A 19,748-nucleotide genomic window follows, 5' to 3' on the forward strand; every position below is an offset into this window, starting at 1 on the left:
AGCTCCATTTTACCACGATTTTTTGGGAATTCTATCCCCAATTTGTAAAGAAGTGCCCGACCCCGCCCCGAAAGGCTGGGCGGACAGTGCCCGGGCCTTCCGGAGCCGGAAGAGCGCCCGCATGGCGGTGCGCCGCTTTCTGAAATATCTGCCCTGTCAGGGGGCGGGAGCCATCCTCAGCAAGCCGGACGGGGACGGCTGGCGAAGTTCCCCGGAGGGGCAGACAGCAGAGCGGGGCGCTCCTTCGGGAGCGCCCCGCTCTTGGCGTGTGGGTGAGAGTATGGTTCTACTTGGGCTGATACAGCTCCAGGATGGCCCCGTCCTTCCACACGAAGGCCAGCTGATCGCCCTGGTCGTTGGCCTGCATGGGGCCGCAGATGACGCTGTCCGCGTCGGCAATGTACTTCTCCAGGCTGTCCACCTTGTAGGCCACGTGGGGGCAGCGGTGAAGCACCTCGGGGAAGGGGGTGCCCTCCTCAAATTTCAGATACTCGATCTTGTAGTCGTAGTCGTCCACGTTGCTCACCCAGAACTTGGCCCCCTCGTTGTAGGTCATGCCGGGCTTCTTGTTGGTGATGGGGATACCAATGTGCATATACTCAGCGGACATGAAAGTTCCCTCCTGATCAAGCGTTTTTGATTTCCTGGTAGACCTCAAAGGCCTGCTGGGCGGTGTAGCCCCCGTGGACCACCTTGCCGATGGCCTGGGCCATGCCGGCGGGGCAGTCGGACTGGAAGATGTTCCGGCCCATGTCCACCCCGCGGGCCCCCTCCGCGATGGCCCGGTAGGCCATCTCCAGGGCCTCCAGCTCAGGCAGCTTCTTGCCGCCGGCGATGACGATGGGCACCGGGCAGGCGGCGGCCACCCGCTCGAAGCCGTCGCAGTAATAGCTCTTGACCACGTTGGCCCCGTTCTCCGCCAGCACACGGGTGGCCAGCTGGAAGAACTTTTCGGTGCGCTCCATCTGTTTGCCCACCGCCACTACACCCAGAGTGGGGATACCGTACCGGGCGCCGGCATCGGCGGTGCGGCACAGCAGCTCCAGGGAGCGGGACTCGCCGGGGGCGCCGATGAAGGTCTGGACGGCCATACAGTCCGCGTTCATCCGGACCGCGTTCTCGATGTCGCAGGCGAAGCCGCCGCCGTTGGACATCTCATCGAAGAGGACGGTGGTGTCATAGGTCACCCGGACGCACTTGGCCACCGGGGCGGCGGGGGAAATGCAGGAGCGGAGGATGCCCTTGGTGCCCATGAGCACGTTCACATAGGGGATCAGGGGAGGGATCACCACGTCGATGCGCTCCAGCCCGGCAGTGGGGCCCATGATGTAGCCGTGGTCAAAGGCCAGCATCACCGTGTTGCCCGACTTGGGATCAAAGAGGCGGGACAGACGGTTTTTCATGCCCCAGTCGCAGTGGGCGGCCCCCTTCACATAGAAGCCCTCCTGGACCGGGGCGATGTCCAGGTGATAGTCGTGGGCGGCCTTGTTTCCGATGTTGTCAGCCATGTCTTACTCCTTGCTGTACGCAGGGGTGTGGCAGGGGGTGTTCCACAGGCGGATGAACTCGTCGTCCCACTTGGCGATGTTCATCTGGAAGCCGGCGGCCTCCTGTACGGTGAGGATCTCTCCCACCATGCTGGCCACCACTTCCACGCCCTTGGCTTTCAGGAACTCCACGGTGTCCTTGAACAGCACCAGCATCTCCATCATGGTGGTGGCGCCGCAGCCGTTGATCATCACGAAGGCCTTGTCGCCCGCCTTCAGCTCCAGCTTCTTGGACAGGGCCTCGGCCACAGTGGCCACGGTATCCTTGGAGGACATCATGGGCACCCGGACGCCGCCGCCCTCGCCGTGCTGGCCGGCACCGATCTCCATCAGGTCGGTCTCACCCAGGTCGCCGAAAGACATGCCGTTCTGGGGGTGGGTGGCGTCGGTGGACTTGACGGTGACAGAGGCCATGCTGTCGGCGTACCGCTGGGCGATCTCGGCCACCTCGTCCAGGCTCTTGCCCTCCCGGGCGGCGGCGGCCGCAATGTGATACAGGGCCACCGCACCGGCCAGGCCCCGCTTGTTGTCCTCCCCGCTGGGGTCGTACTGGATCTCCTCGCCGGTGACCACCTGGCGGAAGTTCAGCCCAGCCTTCTGGGCCAGCTTGATGGCCTGCTTGCCCGCCAGCTGGTCGCCGGCGTAGTTCAGAGTGAGCAGCAGAACGCCGTGGCCCTTGTCGGCCAGCTTCATGGCGTCAAAGACCAGCTTGCCGTTGGGGGCGGCGAAGATATCGCCCACCGCCTGCACGTCCAGCATTCCCTTGCCCACAAAACCCGCCTGGGCGGGCTCGTGGCCGGAGCCGCCGTAGGTGACGATGGTCACCCGGTCTGCGTCGGCCAGGTCCTTGCTGATGACTAGATGGCCGTCCACCTCCAGAATGTCGGGGTAGGCCAGGCCAAGACCCACCAGCTCCTCGTCGGTGATGGTCTCGGGGGAGTTGATAAACTTCTTCATTTTCATATATGGAGTACCTCCCGTTCAAAATCAATGGAGATGCGCTCAGGGCCGTGCCAGCCCCTGGAAGAAATAGGCCATGGAGGCGGCCCCGGCATCCGGGGTCCCGATGGTCTGCTCGCCGTAGCTCTTGGCACGGCCGAACTTGGAGACGAACTGCTTGCTGGCCTCGGCCCCCTGGAGCGCGGCCTGGGCGGCGGCGTCGAACAGCCCGGCCTCATCGCTGCCGGAGTAGGCAGCGATGGCCTGACTGGCGGGGATCAGGGCGTCCATCATGGTCTTGTCCCCCACCTTGGCGCCGGACATGTCGCTGAGGGCCTTCAGCGCTTTGGCGAAGATGGCCTGGATGCCCGCCGTATCGATCTCATTCCCCTCGGGGGCCTCCTCCTGGAGACCATCCAGCCAGGTGTTCCACAGGGGGACGGCACTGCCGCCGTTCAGGACCATGACAGCCATGGCCGCATCGTCCAGCATGGCTTGGATGCCGCCCTCTGACTCCCCTGCTGCGGCGGAGATGGCTTTGGCTATCTTGCTCATGGTCAGGCCGTGGTCGGCGTCGCCGAACCGGGAGTCGATCTCCGTCAGCTCCTGCTCTGCGGCGGTCACTGCCGCACAGGCGTTCTGAAGCCGGGATGCAAATTCCTGCTTGGTCATATGGTGTCACCTCCCTCCTGGACAAAACTTAGGAAAGCTCCTGCTGGGCTGTGTTACTTCTGTGCGTAGATACTACTATAAAAGGTAACAAAAATCAATAGATAGATCTTTTTTTCTCTGTCATTTACGTAATGATATATTGAAATTTATGCAAAACAGACAAAAATAGAACTCCCTGTGGAGGGACGATCCTCCGCAGGGAGTTACATATGTTACTTATTGGCCCAGCAGGGACTTGACCAGCTCCGCCCGGGCTGCGATGTGGGTGAAGATCCCGGACCGCAGGGCGCCCCGCAGGGCTTTCTCACTGGTGTTGGCGGAGCAGACGCCCACGATATGAGGGCACTGCTTCAGCAGCTCCAGAGGGATCTGGATGGCGAAGTCCTGATCCGACTGGATCACCGTGCCTGCCTCGTTGAAGTAGTAGACCAGCAGCCGTCCACAGGTGTGCTGCTGCTGGAGCAGGCTGCCGTACCGGACCAGGGAGGCAAAGTCGGGGCTGGAGGGGTAGTTGCCGATGTTGACCAGGGCGGTGTCCATCTGAACCCACTGGTCCTGGATCTGGCGGTAGACCTCGGTGGAGCACAGCAGCTGCTTCTCCTCCAGGCTCTCCGGCAGGGCGGGGAGATAGAGGAAGTGGGGGGCGGCGCCCAGCTGCTGGGCCATGAGGCGGACGTTTTCGTTGGACTGGTAGTTGCGGGCAGGGATGCTGGCATTTCCCACCAGGGGGAAGATATCAGTGACGGTGCTGCTGGGCTGGGGATTTTCCTCCAGCCAGGTCACCAGCTGGCCGATCAGGTGGCCCCAGCCTACCCCCAGGCGGCGGGCGCCGATCTGCCGCAGCAGGTCCACGGCCCCCTGGGAGAGCAGCTGATTGGTGGCGTCGTCGTCCCGGCCGTCCTCCACCAGCACGCCTCCCTGGAGGGAGGTGGACAGCCGCAGCCGGTCCAGCAGGACAGCGCTCTCTTCCCCTGGTTCGTAGACGGTGATCTGCACCACGCCCAGCTCCCGGGCCTCCCCCAGCATCCGGCTCACCAGGGGACGGGACACCCCCAGTTCCCGGGCAATGTCGATCTGCTTCCAGTCCTCCAGATAGTAGCGCCGGGCCACATGGGCCAGACGGAGGAGCTTTTCCTTGCTGGGCGCCAAGCCGCTCACCTGCCTTTCTACACCGCGGCTGTTACATAAGTCAACTGTACCATATCGGCATAACAAATGCAACGGGAAGGGGGAAGAAAATCCGCCCGGCAGGGAAGGGCCTCTGCCGGACGGGGGAAATCAGGGGGACACCAGAGCGTTGAGCACCCGGGAGGCCACATCTCCGGCCGCGGAGGAGCCGCTCCCGCCGTTCTCCACCAGCACGAGAAAGGCGTAGGGGTGGTCCTCATCCCGGAGGAATCCGGTGAACCAGGCGTGGGGGGCCTGGCCGCCCCCCACCTCCGCTGTCCCCGACTTGGCGCACAGGTCCATATTGGGAAAGCGGCTGGTCCCGTAGGCGGCGGTGACGTTGTAGGCCATCATGTCGGCCAGGGTCTCGGCGGTGTCCCGGGCAATGAGGCGGCCGGTGCGGCGGGTGAACTGGGGCAGATCGGGCAGGCCCGGCGTGTCCACCTGAAGGAGCAGGCAGGGGACGGCGGCCCTTCCACCATTGGCGATGGCCCCCATGTAGACCAGCATGGAGCAGGGGTTCACCGCGTCGTGGTACTGGCCCACGCCTGCCCAGGCCAGGTCGTTGTCCGAAATTCCGGTGAGGGAAAAGCTGCCGGCGGCAGTGGGGATGCCGTTGACAGAGTAGCGGCTGGTCAGGCCCGCCTTCCCGGCATAGCGCTCCAGGGTGGAGCCGCCCAGCTCCACCGCCAGCTGGCCGAACACCACATTGCAGGAGTTGGCCAGGGCCTCTCGGATGTCCTGCTCCCCGTGGGCGGCGGTGCAGGTGACCGTCCCGTCCCCGATCTGGGCCGAGCCCTCACAGACCCATGTGCGCTCCTCCAGGCCGGGCAGCTCCTCCAGCGCTGCCGCCAGGGTCACCGTCTTGAAGATGGAGCCGGGCGGGAAGGTGGAGGAGAGAAAGCGGTTGAGATAGACACCATCATAGCTGGGATCGGTCTCCAAGCCGGAGGGGATGTTCCGGGGATCGAAGGAGGGGGAGGACACCAGGCACAGGATCTCCCCCGTCTGGTAGTTGTAGACGGCCACTGTGCCCTTCCGGCCGTTGAGGGCCCGGTAGGCGGTCTCATTCAGGTCCGCATCGATGGTGAGGTATACCTGATTGCCCCGCTGGGCCCCGAAGGCGCCGTTGAGCAGGTCAAAGCCGGTGAGGCGGTCGGCAAAAGCGGTGAGGGCCCCGGTGCCGATGCTGCCGTAGGGGTCGCCTACCACGTGAAGGATGGACTTGCGGCGGGTCTCCCCATCGGGATAGGTGCGGCTGCCCGACTGGTCCACGGCAGAGAGCACTTCACCGTCCCGGTCCAGCAGGGTGCCGCTGATGAGCTGTCCGGCGCTGTTGTACAGGTGGCGGTTGAAGGGGGAGGAGGCCCAGTGCCCCCCGTCGGAGAAGAAGCGGAAGAGGAAGAGGGCCAGGCCGGCCAGCAGCAGGCCGGCCAGCACCAGGCAGAGCACGGCCCGGCGTTCGATCTTTTTCACGGGACAGGTACCTCCTTTCCGGCGGGAGAGCGGATGGCAAAGCTGGACTTTTCCCGGGTGTCAGAGGCCTTCAGGAAGGCCAGCAGGCCCCAGGAGGCCAGCATGGCGGAGCCGCCGTTGGAGACAAAGGGGAGGGTGACGCCGGTGAGGGGGAGCAGGTCCATGGCCCCGAAGATGTTCAGGGCGGTCTGCACCACCATGAGTGAGCCCGCGGCGCAGGCGGCGATGGTATAGAAAGCGGAGCGGCCCACCCGGCAGGCCCGGGCGGCAAAGAGGGCCAGGGTGACGATAGAGACCACCGCCAGCAGGGCGATGAGCAGGCCCCACTCCTCGCACAGCATGCCGAATACAAGGTCGGTGTCCGCCGCCGGCACGGTGTGCAGCCAGCCCTCTCCGGCCCCCACCCCCACCAGGCCGCCGGAGGCAGCGGCCGACATGGCCCGGGTCTGCTGATAGCCGGTGGTGGAGGCGAACTCCCAGGCGTGGCCCCAGGAGGCGAAGCGGCGGAAGATGTAGGGCTTGAAGTTGAGGACCAGCAGGCCGGCAAACAGGGCCCCGCCGCAGATCAGGGACAGGGTGGCGAAGTCGCCGGAGCGGAGGTAGGCGATCACCAGGAAGGTGGCGAAGAAGATGAGGGCGGTGCCGAAGTCGCTCATCAGCGCCAGACAGAGCAGACATACCCCGGTGAGCACCATGAACAGCCCCAGGTTGCGCCTGTGGAACAGCCGCTCCAGAGTGGCGGAGCCGGCAAAGATGTAGAAGATCTTGGCCACCTCAGAGGGCTGAAAGGAGAGGGGGCCCAGGATGATCCAGTTGGCCGCCCCAAAGCGGGTCTGTCCCAGCACCAAGGTGACGGACAGCAGGGCGATGGCAGCCGCAGCCATCAGCCAGCGCAGCCGCTGGGTGCGGCTGGTGTCCCGCAGCCACACCCCCAGCACCACAAGGGCGGTCAGCCCCAGCAGGATGGCGATGAACTGCTTCAGCACAGAGCCGGGGGCGGAGGAGGCGGTGACGGCCAGGGAGAGGGTGGAGAGAAAGAAGGCGATGGTCTCCATCTCGAACCCCCGGGCGCCGCAGCGGCGCAAAGCCAGATAGTAGGTCCACATGACGGTGGGGAGGCCGGGGAAGAGGAGAAACAGGCTGGGGGAGACCGACGCCCCCGCACTGACGGCCAGCTGGAGGGCAGCCAGCAGCTGGAACAAAGTCAGCCACAGCAGGGAGGGCCACATGGGCAGAGGGGCCTCCTCCTGCCGCCGGCGGGAGAGCTGTTCCCCCTCCTCCCGGGACAGGGGGAGGAAGAGCAGGTCCACGCCCCCCACGGTGAGGGTGTCCCCCACCCGGATGGGGGTGCGCTGGGAGACCTGGACGCCGTTGACCTGGGTGCCGCCCTTAGAGCCCAGGTCCGTGACCCACCAGGAACCGGACTCGTCCCGGAGAAGGGCGGCGTGCTGGCGGGAGACGGTGGAAAAATTGAGGCGGATATCTGCGGAGGAGGAGCGGCCCAGGATATTTTCCCAGTGGTCGATGGGGAGGGAGCCGCCGCCGGGCAGGCTGAGCTGTCCCCACTGCTCCGGGGTGTGGGGGACCCGCAGCAGGCCGCGGATGGCCCGCACCAGCACCAGCAGGGCGAGGATGGGGAAGAGGAAGCGGACCAGGGCGGTGTACCACCAGACGGCTTGGGCGTGCTCTGTCAGCCAGGTGCCCAGGAGTTGGGGAAAGGCCTGGAAGGCGGAGATCGATTCAGACAAGGGGACCCCTCCTTTCGGGGACGGCAGACCGGCAGGGGACTGCAAGACAAGAGATCGGTGATATTGTATCACAGGGACTGGAGAAAGCAAGCGGGAGTTAAAGGAGAAACAGCGGGCCTCCGGAACGATTCCGGAGGCCCGCTGTTGAAAATGAGATACGGTCAGCCCTGCTCAGGGGTGCGGGGAGGCTTCCCACTGCCCTTGGAGCGGCCGTCCCGGCCCTTGCCCTGGAGCTGGTTGTGCATGTCCAGCATGGTCTGGGCGGCCAAATCGAAGTCGCTGACCTCCTCGTAGTTGTCCACCAAGTCGCTCTGTACCAGGTCGCTGTAATCCTCTTCGGCCTTCTTCTTTGGGTAGACGGCGCGGAGCATGATGGGGGTGACGATGGTGGTGGCAGCCACCATGATGACCATGGGGGCCAGGAAGATGGGGTTCATCATTCCAGTGGCGATCCCCTTGTTGGTAACGATCAGGGCTACCTCGCCCCGGGATACCATGCCAACACCGATGCGCAGGGACTCGGCGTTGGTGTAGCCGAACAGCTTGGCCCCCAGGCCGCAGCCGATGACCTTGGTGACGATGGCCAGCGCGATGGCGATGACGGTGAGCAGGATGACGGTCCCATCCATGGAGGAGAGGGTGACTTTCAGGCCCACGCTGGCAAAAAAGACGGGGGAGAGGAGCATGTAGGAGAGGGTCTCACACTGGGAGTTGACATAGACGGCCCGGGTGGTGTTGGCGATCATCAGGCCGGCGAAGAAGGCGCCGATGATATCCGCCACGCCGAAGACCTCCTCCGCCACATAGGCATAGAAGAAGCAGAAAGCCAGGGAGATGACGGCGAAGCGCTTCCGGTTCCAGGAGGCAGAGTTCATCCACCGCTGGATCAGCCCGTGGAGGAAGTAGCCAGCTACGCCGGTGACAACAAAGAAAGCCACGATCTTGATCATCACGATGCCAAGGCTGATGCTGCTGTCAGAGGCACTGGTGATCAGGGTCAGCAGGATCAGCCCCAGAATATCATCGATCAGGGCGGCACCCAAGATGGCGTTGCCGGAACGGGTGGACAGCTTGCCCATCTCCTTCAGGGTCTCTACACTGATGGAGACGGAGGTGGCGGTGAATACGGTGCCCACGAACATGTTCTCCAGGAAGGAACCCCCGTGGTTGAAGACCTCAGCCAGGACATAGCCGCCCGCCAGGGGGACCAGCACGCCGATCAGGGCGATGAAAAAGGCGGCTTTGCCGGATTTTTTCAGCTCCTGGATGTCGGTCTGGAGTCCGGCGCCGAACATGAGCACCACCACGCCCAGCTCGGAGAGCATAGCGAGGAAGTCACTGGGCTGGACCAGGTTGAGGATGCTGGGCCCCAGCAGCAGGCCGGCCAGCAGAGAGCCTACCACCTGGGGCATATCCACCCGTTTGGTAAGCATGGCAAAGCACTTTGTGACCAGCAGGATCAGGGCCACATCAAAAATAAAATGATATGATTCCATGGCAGATTACCTTCTTGCAGACGAAATGATGCGTAACTGTGGCGGCTGCGGCGGACGCCCTATGGGGAATTAAGAGAAGACATCAATGCCCCCAGACGTCCGGCCGCTGGGATCAAAGAAAGAGCAACCGTCTCCGTCAGCGTATGGATACTACCACAAACAAAAAAGAAAGTCCAGTGATTTGCACCGAGAAGGTGTACGATTTTAACAGAAACTGAACAACAATTTTGTTATGAACGTCAAAAGTGAGAAAATGGAAGGGAAAGAAGCAAATAAATAAATGAGAGAGGAGATCGCACTAGAAATGCCGCGCCCGGGGTCACTTCCGGGCGCGGCATAAGACAGATTTTCAGAAAAAGATCAGGCCTGGGCGAGGAAGTAGTCGGTCATCAGATCAATGGCCACGCCCAGCACCTCCTCCCGGGGAAGAAAAGCGTCGTTGTGCAAAGGGTGCTCGGCCTGGCAGCCAATGTGGAAATACAGAGAGGGGACCTGATGGCTGAAGTAGTAGAAATCCTCTCCGATCAGGCTGGGGTGGATGTCCGTGTGGACGTGTTCCTGTCCCAAGAGCCGGGCCGCATGGGTGGAAAAGCGCTGGAACAGCTCCGGTGAGTTGCGGAGGACGCCGTATCCAGCCTGGATGTCCACCTTGGCCTGCCCGCCGTACAGGGAGGCGATCTGCTGGGGGATCTCCCGAATGCGGCGGTGGAGGTAGTTTCGGCTCTCCTCACTGGTGGTCCGGACCGTTCCGTCCAGGACGGCCCGGTCACAGACCACATTGTAGCGCCCAAAGGTCTGGAAGGAGCCGATAGAGACGGAGACGGGCTCGAAGGGATTGACCTCCCGCCGGAGCTTCTGGACCAGGGCACAGTCGATCTCGGAGCCGATGACAATGGCGTCCACCCCCAGGTGGGGCTCCGCCGCATGGGCGGCAGTGCCCAGCACCTCGATGCGGAAGCGGTCGGAGGCCGCCATAATGGGGCCGGGCCGCAGCTCGATGTCCCCCACCGGCAGAGAGGGCCACATATGCAGACCGTACATCTCGTCGATGTGCTGGTCGGTGAGAAAACCGGCCTCAGTGACAGGGCGGGCGCCGCCCACCGGGTTTGCCTCCTCGGCGGGCTGAAACAGGACCAGAATGTTGCAGTTCAGCCGATCCTTCACCCGGTTCAGCTCACAGGCGATCCCAGCGGCGATGGCGGTGTGCATATCGTGGCCGCAGGCGTGCATGACTCCCTCGTGGACGGAGGAGAACGGAGCGCCGGTATGCTCGGTCAGCGGCAGGGCGTCGATATCCGCCCGCATGCACAGGGTCCTGGCTTTTCCTGCGTTGATGCGGACAAAGCCGCCGTTCAGCGCGCCGATGGGGCACAGCTCCAGTCCGTCCCGGGCCAGAAATTCCCGGATGCGGCGGGTGGTCTCCACCTCCTGGTTGCTCAGCTCCGGATGCCGGTGGATATCCCGGCGGAACTCCAGATAGCGGGAAGGATCAGCTTTCATACACAACCTTCTTCCTGAAAAAGATGCTGGGGCAGGCCCCTTTTGGGAGGCTCAGTCCACGGGGCGGAGCAGCGTGTCCCCGTAGAGAGTGGGCTGCCGGTCCCGGAACATATGGATCAGGTCCCGGACCTCCCGGGTCTTGGTGTAGTCGATGGAGCCGGTGATGATCTCCTCCTCACCGCCGCCCTCCGCGATGATGTCGCCCCAGGGGTCGATGATGATGGAGTGGCCGCAGTAGGTCCCCATAGGGCTGGGGCCCACCCGGTTGCAGGCCACCACGAACATCTGGTTCTCGATGGCGCGGGCGGTCAGAAGGGTGCGCCAGTGGTTCACCCTGGGATTGGGAAAGTCGGAGGTGACCACCAGCACATCCGCCTTTTTCAGGGCGTAGGTGCGGGCCAGTTCGCAGAAGCGGATGTCATAACAGATCATCATGCCCAGGCGGCCCAGCTCGGTGTCATAGACCTCGGTCTTGTCGCCGTTGGCGAAGGGGACATGCTCGTCCATGTCGCTGTACAGATGCATTTTGCTGTAATCACCCACGATCTCCCCCCGCCGGTCGATGAGGAAGGTGGTGTTGCGCATCTTGCCGTCGGCGTGGAGGGTGGCGATGGAGCCGCCCACCACCCAGACCTGGTACTGCCGGGCCAGCTCCCGCAGCACCGTGACAGAGGGACCGTTTTCCGGCTCCACGAAGTCCTCCATGTGGTGGAACATCTCATCAGAGAAACCGGCGGACCAGTCCTCAGGCAGGACGACCACGTCGGGACGGGGGTCCTTGGCCATAGCCTGGGCAAACAGCTCCCGGACCCGCTTGAAATTGGCCTCGGGATCGCAGAACGCGATGTTGGTCTGAAGCAGTGCAAAGTTCGTCATACAAACATCTCCAATCTGATCAAATGCCGTTCACATGGTGTACAAAATGGCGCGGATGAGGACATAGGCGAAGGTGATGACAGTGATGACCCAGCCGTTGGCCAGCATGGCCTTGATGTTCTTGGAGCGGGCCAGGCCCATCTGTCCCACCATATCAACGGTGGGGGTGACGAAGAAGGTGACCTGGCAGCCCACCAGGACCACCATGCCCCAGATAGGCATGGCGATATTGAGGGACTGTACCATGGGGAGGAACAGCTCGTGGATGATCTGCGCCTGAGCCACGCCGGTGCCGGAGATGCCAAAGATGCCCACTGCGGCGCTGAGCATGAGGAAGGCGACCTCGCCGCCCACATCGATCAGGGGCTGCATGAGCTGGCAGACCGCATCGAAGGCGCCGGAGGCGCTGACATAGTTGAGGAAGGGCTCGAACAGGACGAACATGAAGAACATCCAGAACATTTTGGAGCCGCCCTGGATCATAGCCGTGAGGGAGGACTGGAAGGACAGGCCGCCCACCAGGCCTACCACGATAGAGGCCGTCATCATGACCAGGATGGCGTAGCTGGCGCCGGCGCCCACCACCAGGCCGTAGCCCAGCATAACGGCCATCACCAGCAGGAAGGCCAGGGTGGCGCGCTTGCAGCGGGCATCCGGGACAAAGGCGGAAGCGTCGTCCCCCGACTCCTCATAGGCCTCCAGCGCCTCGGTCTTCCGCTGGGTGCGGCAGGCCATGAAGAAGGTGGAGCCCCAGACGATGACGGCCAGAGGGATGCCGGCGGTGATGAGGTACTGTCCGTAAGAGAGCCCAGTCAGGCCGGTGATGGTGACCACCGGGGGGACGAAGGGGCCTACATACAGGCCGGTGGCCCCGGCGCCGTGGAGAATGACGCCCAGGGTGGAGGGGGTGAGCCCCACGCTGGCCACAATGGGGATCAGGATAGGGGCGATGATGGCGTTGGAGCCGGCCAGGGTGCCCAGCAGGGAGACCAGCAGGGTGGAGGTGATCATGGAGATCAGAATGGCCATCTTCTTGCTTTTCAGCTTGAAGCGGTTGACCACCATGTACACCAGGTTATGTGCCACTTTTGTCTGGGACAGGACTTCCGCCAGACCAGAGCCCAGGACGATGATGAAGCCGATGAGGGCACAGAAGGAGCCCAGGGAGGCGTAGAGCGTGTCGGCGAAGCCGGTAATGGATTCTCCGGTGAGGATCGCGCCCAGAATCACGCACAGAAGGACAGAGACGTTCATGTCCTTGCCCATCATCATCAAAACGATGTAGAGCAGCAAGGGCAGGAAGCCGAAGAGGGGATGCAGCCCAAAGATCATAGTTTCCATCTCCTTTTTTTCATTCGCGGTTTCCGTTGGGACAGGCATATTATATTCCTGCACCTTCCGGAGGCCGGCTTCTGCCGGAGGGCGCAAAAATACCGGAAGAAAAAGGAGCGGAATCAGATGGTCAGAGGTAGATGTGGTGCTCCAGGGCAATTTTGTCCTGCAGCTCCATCCGCTCCAGGGTCTGCTGGGCGTTCAGACGGCCCAGGGAGGTGATAAAGCAGTTGCACAGGGTGATGGCTCCCACGGGGGAGAAGTTCCCGCCGTTGGGGGCGATCAGCACCTCGGTGGCTTTCAGCGCGATGGGGGAGGTGAGCGAGTCGGTCAAAGCGACGATCTTGCAGCCCGCCCGGTGGAAGTGGGATACGATGTCATAGGAGGAGCTGGTGTACCGGGCATAGGAGATGACCAGCAGGCAGTCCTCCGGACGGACATCACTGAGCGCAGTGGGCAGGTCGCTGGTGGAGGTGGTGAGCAGATGGACGTTGTCACACATCTGCTGGAGCATGAAGGCCAGATAGTAGGCCGTGGCATAGGAGGAACGCATCCCGGCGATATAGATGGTCCGGGCCTGATGCAGGATCTCCTGGGCGCGGGCAAAGGAATCCCGCAGCTGGGGGGTGTACAGGGCCTCCAGCAGGCCGATGTTGTTCTGGATGGTCCACTGAAGGGAATCCGGTCCGGCGTCCTCGGCAGGGGTCTCCCGGCGGAGCAGGGATTTCAGCTGGCCGAAGGGGGCCCACTGCTTCTGGTGCTCATAGAGCCCGCGCTGAAGGTCCGGATAGCCCTGAAAATCCAGCCTGCGGGCAAAGCGGGTGATGGTGGCCGGACTGATCCCGGTCCGCTGGCTGAGCTCATTGATGGAGAGAAAGGCCACCTCGTGGAGATTTTCCAGAATAAAATCAGCCAGCCTCCGGTGGCTTTTGGAAAAAGAATCGTAGTGGGTGCGGATCTGGGTGACAACATCTTTTGTCTGTTCCATAGTACAGTTTCCCTCTTTACGATCATAAAATGGCGGACTTGGGGCGGAAAAGCACAGCCCCGACAGAACCATTATAGGAGGAAACCGCCAGAAAGGAAACTGTTTTTCAACATTTTGGTACTCAGATAGGCAATCTTATTTTTTGATGCGGATGAGCCGGCTGTTGGTGCGGCAGAAACGGGGAGCGCGGTCCTGCTTCCCCTTGAAGCGGCGCACTGCGGCGCGGTAGTCTTCCAGATCCCGGCGGAGAAAGAGCATCAGGGAGCCGGCGATCAGCACACCGGCGGACACCCCGTAGAACAGGGTGGACCAGAGGGCGGTGTGCTCCCTGTACAGAAAACAGGTGGCGGCAAACTGGACCAGAAAGACGGCCATGTTGATCTGCATGACCATCAGGGCACCCTGGATGTGTCCACGGGCGCCCAAAAAGGCGATGCCCACCAGGACGGCCCCGCCGGCCAGCGCAAAGGGGAGGGAGCTCCCTGTATAGGAGTGGGAGACCAGCCCGATCAGGCGGTCCAGCACTACGATGACCGCCCAGGAGGCCATGATGATCTGTACGGTGCGGTGCGCCCGGCGGAAGGAGGCGTCAGACTGTCTGACGCTGCGGATCTTCTGCATCAGGGAGTCAGGGCGGAGATCAGGGTCAGGGCGCATAGGGATCCCTCCGTTTTCAGATTCAGTAACTGCATTATAACAAAATGAAAATATATTTTCAATATAGAAAAAGAAATGAAAATATAAAACCATTTTTGGAGCATCTGCTGAAAATCAGGCGCGCTTTGGCCAAACAGACCTGAAAGCGGGGAGGTCTGAGGAGGTGCGTTCAGGCACAATCCGGATGAAATGAGGGAAAGCGAAGGCCGCATCGGTTTTTGGCCTTGATTTGAGGGGCTGAATCCTCTAAAATGGGAATATACAGAACACAGCGGTCCGGCGGGGCAGTGACGCCCCGCTGTTTTTGGGACCGGAAGGGGAACCATGAGAAAGCTGGTCATTGGAATTTTAGCCCATGTGGATGCGGGGAAGACCACCTTATCCGAGGGGATGCTGTACACCTGCGGCACACTGAAGCGGCTGGGGCGGGTGGACCACCAGGACGCCTTTCTGGACACGGAGGCGCTGGAGCGGGAGCGGGGCATCACCATTTTTTCCAAGCAGGCGGTGCTGCCGCTGCCCAGTGTAGAGGTCACCCTGCTGGACACCCCGGGCCATGTGGACTTCTCCAGCGAGATGGAGCGTACCCTCCAGGTGCTGGACTGTGCCATCCTGGTCATCAGCGGGACGGACGGGGTGCAGGGGCACACCCGGACCCTGTGGCGGCTGCTGGAGCGCTATCACATCCCCACCCTCCTCTTTGTCAACAAGATGGACCTGGCGGGGGCGGACCGGGCGGTTCTGATGGCAGAGCTCCAGAGGCTGGACAGCGGCTGCGTGGACTTCGGCCAGGAGGGACCCGGGCTCCAGGAGAGCGTGGCCATGTGCGACGAGGGAACGCTGGAGCGATATCTGGAGCGGGGGCAGGTGGAGCCGGAGGAGATCCGGGCCCTGGTGGAGGGGCGCAGGCTGTTTCCCTGCTGGTTCGGCTCCGCCCTGAAGCTGGAGGGGGTGGCGGAGTTCCTGGAGGGGGTGGAGCAGTATGCCCCCCGGAAGTGCTGTCCCCCGCAGTTCGGGGCCCGGGTGTACAAGGTCGCCCGGGACGCCCAAGGGGTCCGGCTGACCTACCTGAAGATCACCGGGGGCAGCCTGCGGGTGAAAACGCCCCTGACCGGCGGGGAGGGGGAGATGCGCTGGGAAGAAAAAGCGGACCAGATCCGGATCTACTCCGGGGCCAAATACCGGGCCGTGGAGGAGGCGGAGGCGGGGACCGTCTGCGCTGTAACAGGGCTGAGCCGCACCAGGCCGGGAGAGGGGCTGGGCTTTGAGGCGGCGGGACAGCCCCCGGTGCTGGAGCCGGTGCTCACCTACCGGCTGGAGCTGCCGGAGGGGTGCGATCCCCACGCGGCTCTCCGGCAGCTGCGGGAGCTGGAGGAGGAGGACCCCCAGCTCCACATCCTGTGGGACGAGCGCCTGCGGGAGATCCATATCCAGCTCATGGGGGAGGTGCAGCTGGAGATCCTCCGCCAGGTCATCGCCCAGCGGTTCGGCGTGGAGGTCTCCTTCGGCGCGGGGAGCATCGTCTACCGGGAGACCATCGCCGCGCCGGTGGAGGGAGTGGGCCACTTTGAGCCCCTGCGCCACTACGCCGAGGTCCACCTGCTGCTGGAGCCCGGGGAGCGTGGCAGCGGCCTGCGGGTAGGGACCGCCTGCTCCACCGACCAGCTGGACCTGAACTGGCAGCGGTTGATCCTCACCCACCTGCTGGAGCGTGAGCACCTGGGGGTGCTCACTGGCTCCCCCATCACAGATCTGAGGATCACACTGGTGGCCGGCCGGGCCCACGAGAAGCATACCGAGGGGGGCGACTTCCGCCAGGCCACCTACCGGGCGGTGCGGCAGGGGCTGATGCAGGCGGAGAGCATCCTGCTGGAGCCTTGGTACGACTTCCGGCTGGAGCTGCCCGCCTCCTGCCTGGGGCGGGCCCTGTCCGACATCCAGCGGATGGGGGGCGAGGCGGCGGCCCCAGAGAGCCAGGGGGAGGAGGCAGTGCTCACCGGCGGGGCCCCGGTGGAGGGGCTGCGGGACTACGGGACTCAGGTGGCCGCCTATACCAGGGGCCAGGGCCGGCTGTTCTGCACCCCTGGGGGCTACCGACCCTGCGGAGATCAGGCGGGCGTGGTATCCGCCCTGGGCTATGACCCGGAGCGGGACACGGACAACCCTGCGGACTCGGTGTTCTGTTCCCACGGCGCCGGCGTTACAGTGAAGTGGGACCAGGTGCGCGCCCACATGCATGTGGACAGCGGCCTGCGCCTGGGCGGGGAGGAGGCGCCTCCTCCAGAGACGCCTGTCCGTCCGGCGGAACGGGGGCCGGCGGGCTCACTGGAGCAGGATAAGGAGCTGATGGCCATCTTCGAGCGCACCTACGGCAAGGTGGAGCAGAGGGCCTTCCAGCCCCAGAAGAAGCCCGCCCGCACCAGCCTGGATGGGGAGAAGTACAGCATCCGGACACAGAAGCAGGGGCCGGAGTACCTTCTGGTGGATGGATACAATGTGATCTTTGCATGGGAGGAGCTGGAGCGGCTGGCCCGCCAGGATGTGGCCGCCGCCCGGGGGGCCCTGGAGGATATCCTCTCCAACTATCAGGGCTTCCGCAGGTGCGTGGTCATCCTGGTCTTTGACGCCTACAAGGTAAAGGGGAACCCGGGCTCGGTGGAGCGGCGGAACGGGATCTACGTGGTGTACACCAAGGAGGCAGAGACAGCGGACGCCTATATCGAGAAGACCACCTATGAGATCGCCCGGGAGCACCGGGTGCGGGTGGTCACCTCCGACGGGGCGGAGCAGCTCATCATCCTGGGCCACGGGGCCCTGCGCCTTCCAGCTGCCTCCTTCCTCCGGGAGGTGGAGGAGGCGGAGGGGGAGATCTCCGCCATCCTGGCCCGGCACAACCGGGGGGAGCGTTCCCGGCCGGTGAAGGAGGCGCTGGAGCGGGCCGCGGCGAAGGAGCGGAGCGGGCCCGGGAGCGGCAGGAAGAGGTGACCGCCCCGCCAAAGCAGAAGGCGGGACCGGCCGGGCGTCCCCGGAGCAGGGGGAGGCACAACCGGGGCTGGACCGGTGTATATGATATTTGAGACCGCCCGGGAGCTGTATCCCGGGCGGTTTTTTCTGCCTTTGCAGGAAAAAGGGAGAGGAAAATGAAAATTAAAAAAGAAGAAAAGCGGGCGGAGAGGACACAATTGTGAAAACTCACAATTGACTTTTTTCCAAGGCTTGTTAGAATATCACTAAATTATTTTAATTAAATAATTTGAACTAAAATTCGACAAGGAGTGTTTTTATTATGTTTGAGAAGGTCAAAGAGGTCATTCTGGATACCCTGAGCTGTGAGCCCGAGCAGATTACCATGGAAGCCAGCCTGGTGGACGACCTGGAGGCCGATTCTCTGGACGCCGTGGAGCTGAATCTGGCGCTGAACGACGTGCTGGGCTTCTCCCTCACCGACGAGGAGCTGAAGAGCATCGTCACTGTGGGCGATATCGTCCGTCTGCTGGAGGAGCATCAGTAAGCCATGGATCTGAATGAGATCAAGGCTCTGATGGACCGGTTCGACACCTCCGCCTGTACCGTGCTGGAGCTGGAGGAGGGCAACCTGCGCCTGCGCCTGGAGAAGGGGACCGCCCCCGTTTCGGCTGCCCCGGAAATCCAGGCCGCCCCGGCGGCCCCTGGAGCGGCTGCGCCCCAGCCCGCTCCGGTGGAGGAGGGGCAGACCCTGAACGCCCCCCTGGTGGGCACCTTCTACGCCGCCCCCGCCCCGGGGGAGGCCCCCTTTGTCAAAGCGGGCGACCAGGTGCGGAAGGGACAGACCGTCTGTGTGCTGGAAGCCATGAAGATGATGAGCGAGGTCCCCGCTCCGGTGGACTGCATCATTGAGGAAGTGCTGGTGAAGGACGGAGAGCTGGTGGGCTTTGACGCCCCCATGTTCCGCATCCGGGAGGTCTGAAATGTTCCGGCGGGTTTTGATCGCCAACCGGGGCGAGATCGCGGTGCGGATCATCCGGGCCTGCCGGGAGCTGGAGATCGAGACAGTGGCGGTGTACTCCGCCGCCGACCGGGACGCCCTCCATGTCCAGCTGGCCACCCGGGCGGTGTGCATCGGTCCGGCCCGGGCAGCGGAAAGCTATCTGAACCAGGCCGCCATCCTGACGGCGGCGGTAGAGACAGGCTGTGACGCTGTCCATCCCGGATACGGCTTCCTCTCTGAAAATCCGGACTTTGCCGACCTGTGCGCCAAGTGCGGGCTGAAGTTTATCGGTCCCTCCGGCGACGTGATCCGGCAGATGGGGAGCAAGGCGGCGGCCAAGGCGCTGATGCGCCGCTCCGGCGTGCCCGTGGTCCCGGGCTCCGAGGGGGCTGTGGACCTGGAGGAGGCCCGCCGGGTGGCGGACGAGGTGGGCTACCCCGTGCTGGTGAAGGCCTCTGCCGGCGGCGGAGGCCGCGGGATGCGCCGGGTGGACCGGCCGGAGGACCTGCCGGCCCTGTTCCAGGCCGCCCAGTCTGAGGCAGTGGCCTGCTTCGGCAACGGGGAGCTGTATGTGGAGAAGCTGATCCTCCACCCCCGCCACATCGAGTTTCAGATCCTGGCCGACTCCCAGGGCAATGTGATCCATCTGGGGGAGCGGGACTGCTCCATCCAGCGGAAGAATCAGAAGCTGATCGAGGAGTCCCCCTCCCGGGCCCTCACCCCCCAGCTGCGGGAGGAGATGGGCCAGGCCGCCGTCCGGGCGGCCCGGGCCGCCCATTACGAGAGCGCGGGTACCATCGAATTCGTGCTGGATGAGGACGGGCGGTTCTACTTTATTGAGATGAACACCCGCATCCAGGTGGAGCACCCGGTGACCGAGTTCGTCACGGGGCTGGACCTGGTGCGGGAACAGCTGCGCATCGCGGCGGGCCTGCCCCTGAGCGTGGGGCAGGAGGAGGTCCGGCTGTCCGGCTGTGCCATGGAGTGCCGCATCAACGCGGAGGACCCCAGGGAGGGCTTTCGGCCCAGCCCGGGACGGGTGGAATTTCTTCATCTCCCCGGCGGGCCCGGGGTGCGGGTGGACACCGCCCTGTTCAGCGGCTACCAGATGCCGCCCTACTATGACTCCCTGTGCGCCAAGGTGGTGGTGTGGGCCCCCACCCGGCTGGAGGCGGTGCGCCGGATGCGCCGGGCGCTGGAGGAGCTGATGATCCAGGGGATGGTGACCACCGCAGAACTGTGCCATCTGATCCTCTATCAGCCCGACTTTGTAAAGGGGCAGTACCACACGGGATTCTTGGAAGAAAATCTGGAGACCCTGATGGCCTGGGACTGCGGGACGGAGGGGTGAGTCCCGTCCCCGCCGGATGGTGAGATAGGAAC

The 19,748-nt window shown here is 63.5% G+C and carries 17 protein-coding genes; 4 read left to right on the top strand and 13 right to left on the bottom strand.

What is annotated here, in order from left to right; genetic code table 11:
• Positions 1-286: 286 nt before the first annotated feature.
• From L9O85_RS00940 to L9O85_RS01000, 13 genes are all read right to left on the bottom strand, one after another.
• Complete coding sequence (locus tag L9O85_RS00940) at positions 287-610, bottom strand: hypothetical protein (RefSeq protein ID WP_050622981.1); 324 nt, start codon at positions 608-610, stop codon at positions 287-289.
• Between the two features lie 16 nt (positions 611-626).
• Positions 627-1,508: a 3-hydroxy-5-phosphonooxypentane-2,4-dione thiolase gene (gene lsrF / locus L9O85_RS00945; protein ID WP_301579229.1), complete on the bottom strand. Its 882-nt coding sequence runs from the start codon at positions 1,506-1,508 to the stop codon at positions 627-629.
• Positions 1,509-1,511: 3 nt separating this feature from the next.
• On the bottom strand, positions 1,512-2,510 hold the full coding sequence (locus L9O85_RS00950) for a dihydroxyacetone kinase subunit DhaK (RefSeq protein ID WP_050622980.1): 999 nt from the start codon (positions 2,508-2,510) through the stop codon (positions 1,512-1,514).
• Between the two features lie 39 nt (positions 2,511-2,549).
• Complete coding sequence (locus tag L9O85_RS00955; protein ID WP_050622979.1) at positions 2,550-3,158, bottom strand: DAK2 domain-containing protein; 609 nt, start codon at positions 3,156-3,158, stop codon at positions 2,550-2,552.
• Positions 3,159-3,374: 216 nt separating this feature from the next.
• Positions 3,375-4,307: a sugar-binding transcriptional regulator gene (locus tag L9O85_RS00960; RefSeq protein WP_050622978.1), complete on the bottom strand. Its 933-nt coding sequence runs from the start codon at positions 4,305-4,307 to the stop codon at positions 3,375-3,377.
• 129 nt (positions 4,308-4,436) lie between these two features.
• Positions 4,437-5,801 carry a penicillin-binding transpeptidase domain-containing protein gene (locus L9O85_RS00965; protein ID WP_277102639.1) on the bottom strand — a complete coding sequence of 455 codons (1,365 nt, stop codon included), beginning with the start codon at positions 5,799-5,801 and terminating at the stop codon, positions 4,437-4,439.
• Positions 5,798-7,549 (bottom strand): FtsW/RodA/SpoVE family cell cycle protein, encoded by a 1,752-nt coding sequence (locus L9O85_RS00970; RefSeq protein ID WP_256182992.1) that lies wholly within the window; start codon positions 7,547-7,549, stop codon positions 5,798-5,800. The genes L9O85_RS00965 and L9O85_RS00970 overlap by 4 nt, the downstream gene beginning before the upstream one ends.
• A 161-nt stretch (positions 7,550-7,710) precedes the next feature.
• A complete protein-coding gene (locus L9O85_RS00975; RefSeq protein ID WP_082203483.1) occupies positions 7,711-9,045 on the bottom strand; it encodes a cation:proton antiporter in 1,335 nt (444 codons plus the stop codon).
• A gap of 360 nt (positions 9,046-9,405) precedes the next feature.
• The gene (locus L9O85_RS00980; protein ID WP_050622976.1) at positions 9,406-10,545 is read right to left on the bottom strand and encodes a M20 metallopeptidase family protein; all 1,140 of its coding nucleotides are present in this window, start codon (positions 10,543-10,545) and stop codon (positions 9,406-9,408) included.
• Positions 10,546-10,596: 51 nt separating this feature from the next.
• Positions 10,597-11,421 (bottom strand): carbon-nitrogen family hydrolase, encoded by an 825-nt coding sequence (locus L9O85_RS00985; RefSeq protein WP_050622975.1) that lies wholly within the window; start codon positions 11,419-11,421, stop codon positions 10,597-10,599.
• A 30-nt stretch (positions 11,422-11,451) separates the two neighbouring features.
• Complete coding sequence (locus L9O85_RS00990; protein WP_256182994.1) at positions 11,452-12,753, bottom strand: Na+/H+ antiporter NhaC family protein; 1,302 nt, start codon at positions 12,751-12,753, stop codon at positions 11,452-11,454.
• Positions 12,754-12,883: 130 nt separating this feature from the next.
• Entirely contained in the window at positions 12,884-13,741 is an 858-nt protein-coding gene (locus L9O85_RS00995; RefSeq protein ID WP_170116200.1) for a MurR/RpiR family transcriptional regulator, read from the bottom strand.
• Between the two features lie 135 nt (positions 13,742-13,876).
• Positions 13,877-14,398 carry a hypothetical protein gene (locus L9O85_RS01000; protein ID WP_301579233.1) on the bottom strand — a complete coding sequence of 174 codons (522 nt, stop codon included), beginning with the start codon at positions 14,396-14,398 and terminating at the stop codon, positions 13,877-13,879.
• 324 nt (positions 14,399-14,722) lie between these two features.
• Here L9O85_RS01000 and L9O85_RS01005 point away from each other — a divergent pair, with 324 nt between their 5' ends.
• The 4 genes from L9O85_RS01005 (at position 14,723) to accC (ending at position 19,716) form a co-directional block, all read left to right on the top strand.
• Entirely contained in the window at positions 14,723-17,383 is a 2,661-nt protein-coding gene (locus tag L9O85_RS01005) for a translation factor GTPase family protein (RefSeq protein WP_301579235.1), read from the top strand.
• 301 nt (positions 17,384-17,684) lie between these two features.
• On the top strand, positions 17,685-17,909 hold the full coding sequence (locus L9O85_RS01010) for an acyl carrier protein (RefSeq protein ID WP_305147889.1): 225 nt from the start codon (positions 17,685-17,687) through the stop codon (positions 17,907-17,909).
• A gap of 3 nt (positions 17,910-17,912) precedes the next feature.
• A complete protein-coding gene (gene accB / locus L9O85_RS01015; RefSeq protein WP_301579237.1) occupies positions 17,913-18,344 on the top strand; it encodes an acetyl-CoA carboxylase biotin carboxyl carrier protein in 432 nt (143 codons plus the stop codon).
• A 1-nt stretch (position 18,345) separates the two neighbouring features.
• A complete protein-coding gene (accC, locus tag L9O85_RS01020) occupies positions 18,346-19,716 on the top strand; it encodes an acetyl-CoA carboxylase biotin carboxylase subunit (protein ID WP_301579239.1) in 1,371 nt (456 codons plus the stop codon).
• Positions 19,717-19,748 lie beyond the last annotated feature (32 nt).

Origin of the sequence: Lawsonibacter asaccharolyticus, from assembly GCF_022453915.1 — a bacterium.
In the GTDB taxonomy this organism is placed as follows: Bacteria; Bacillota; Clostridia; order Oscillospirales; family Oscillospiraceae; genus Lawsonibacter; species Lawsonibacter asaccharolyticus.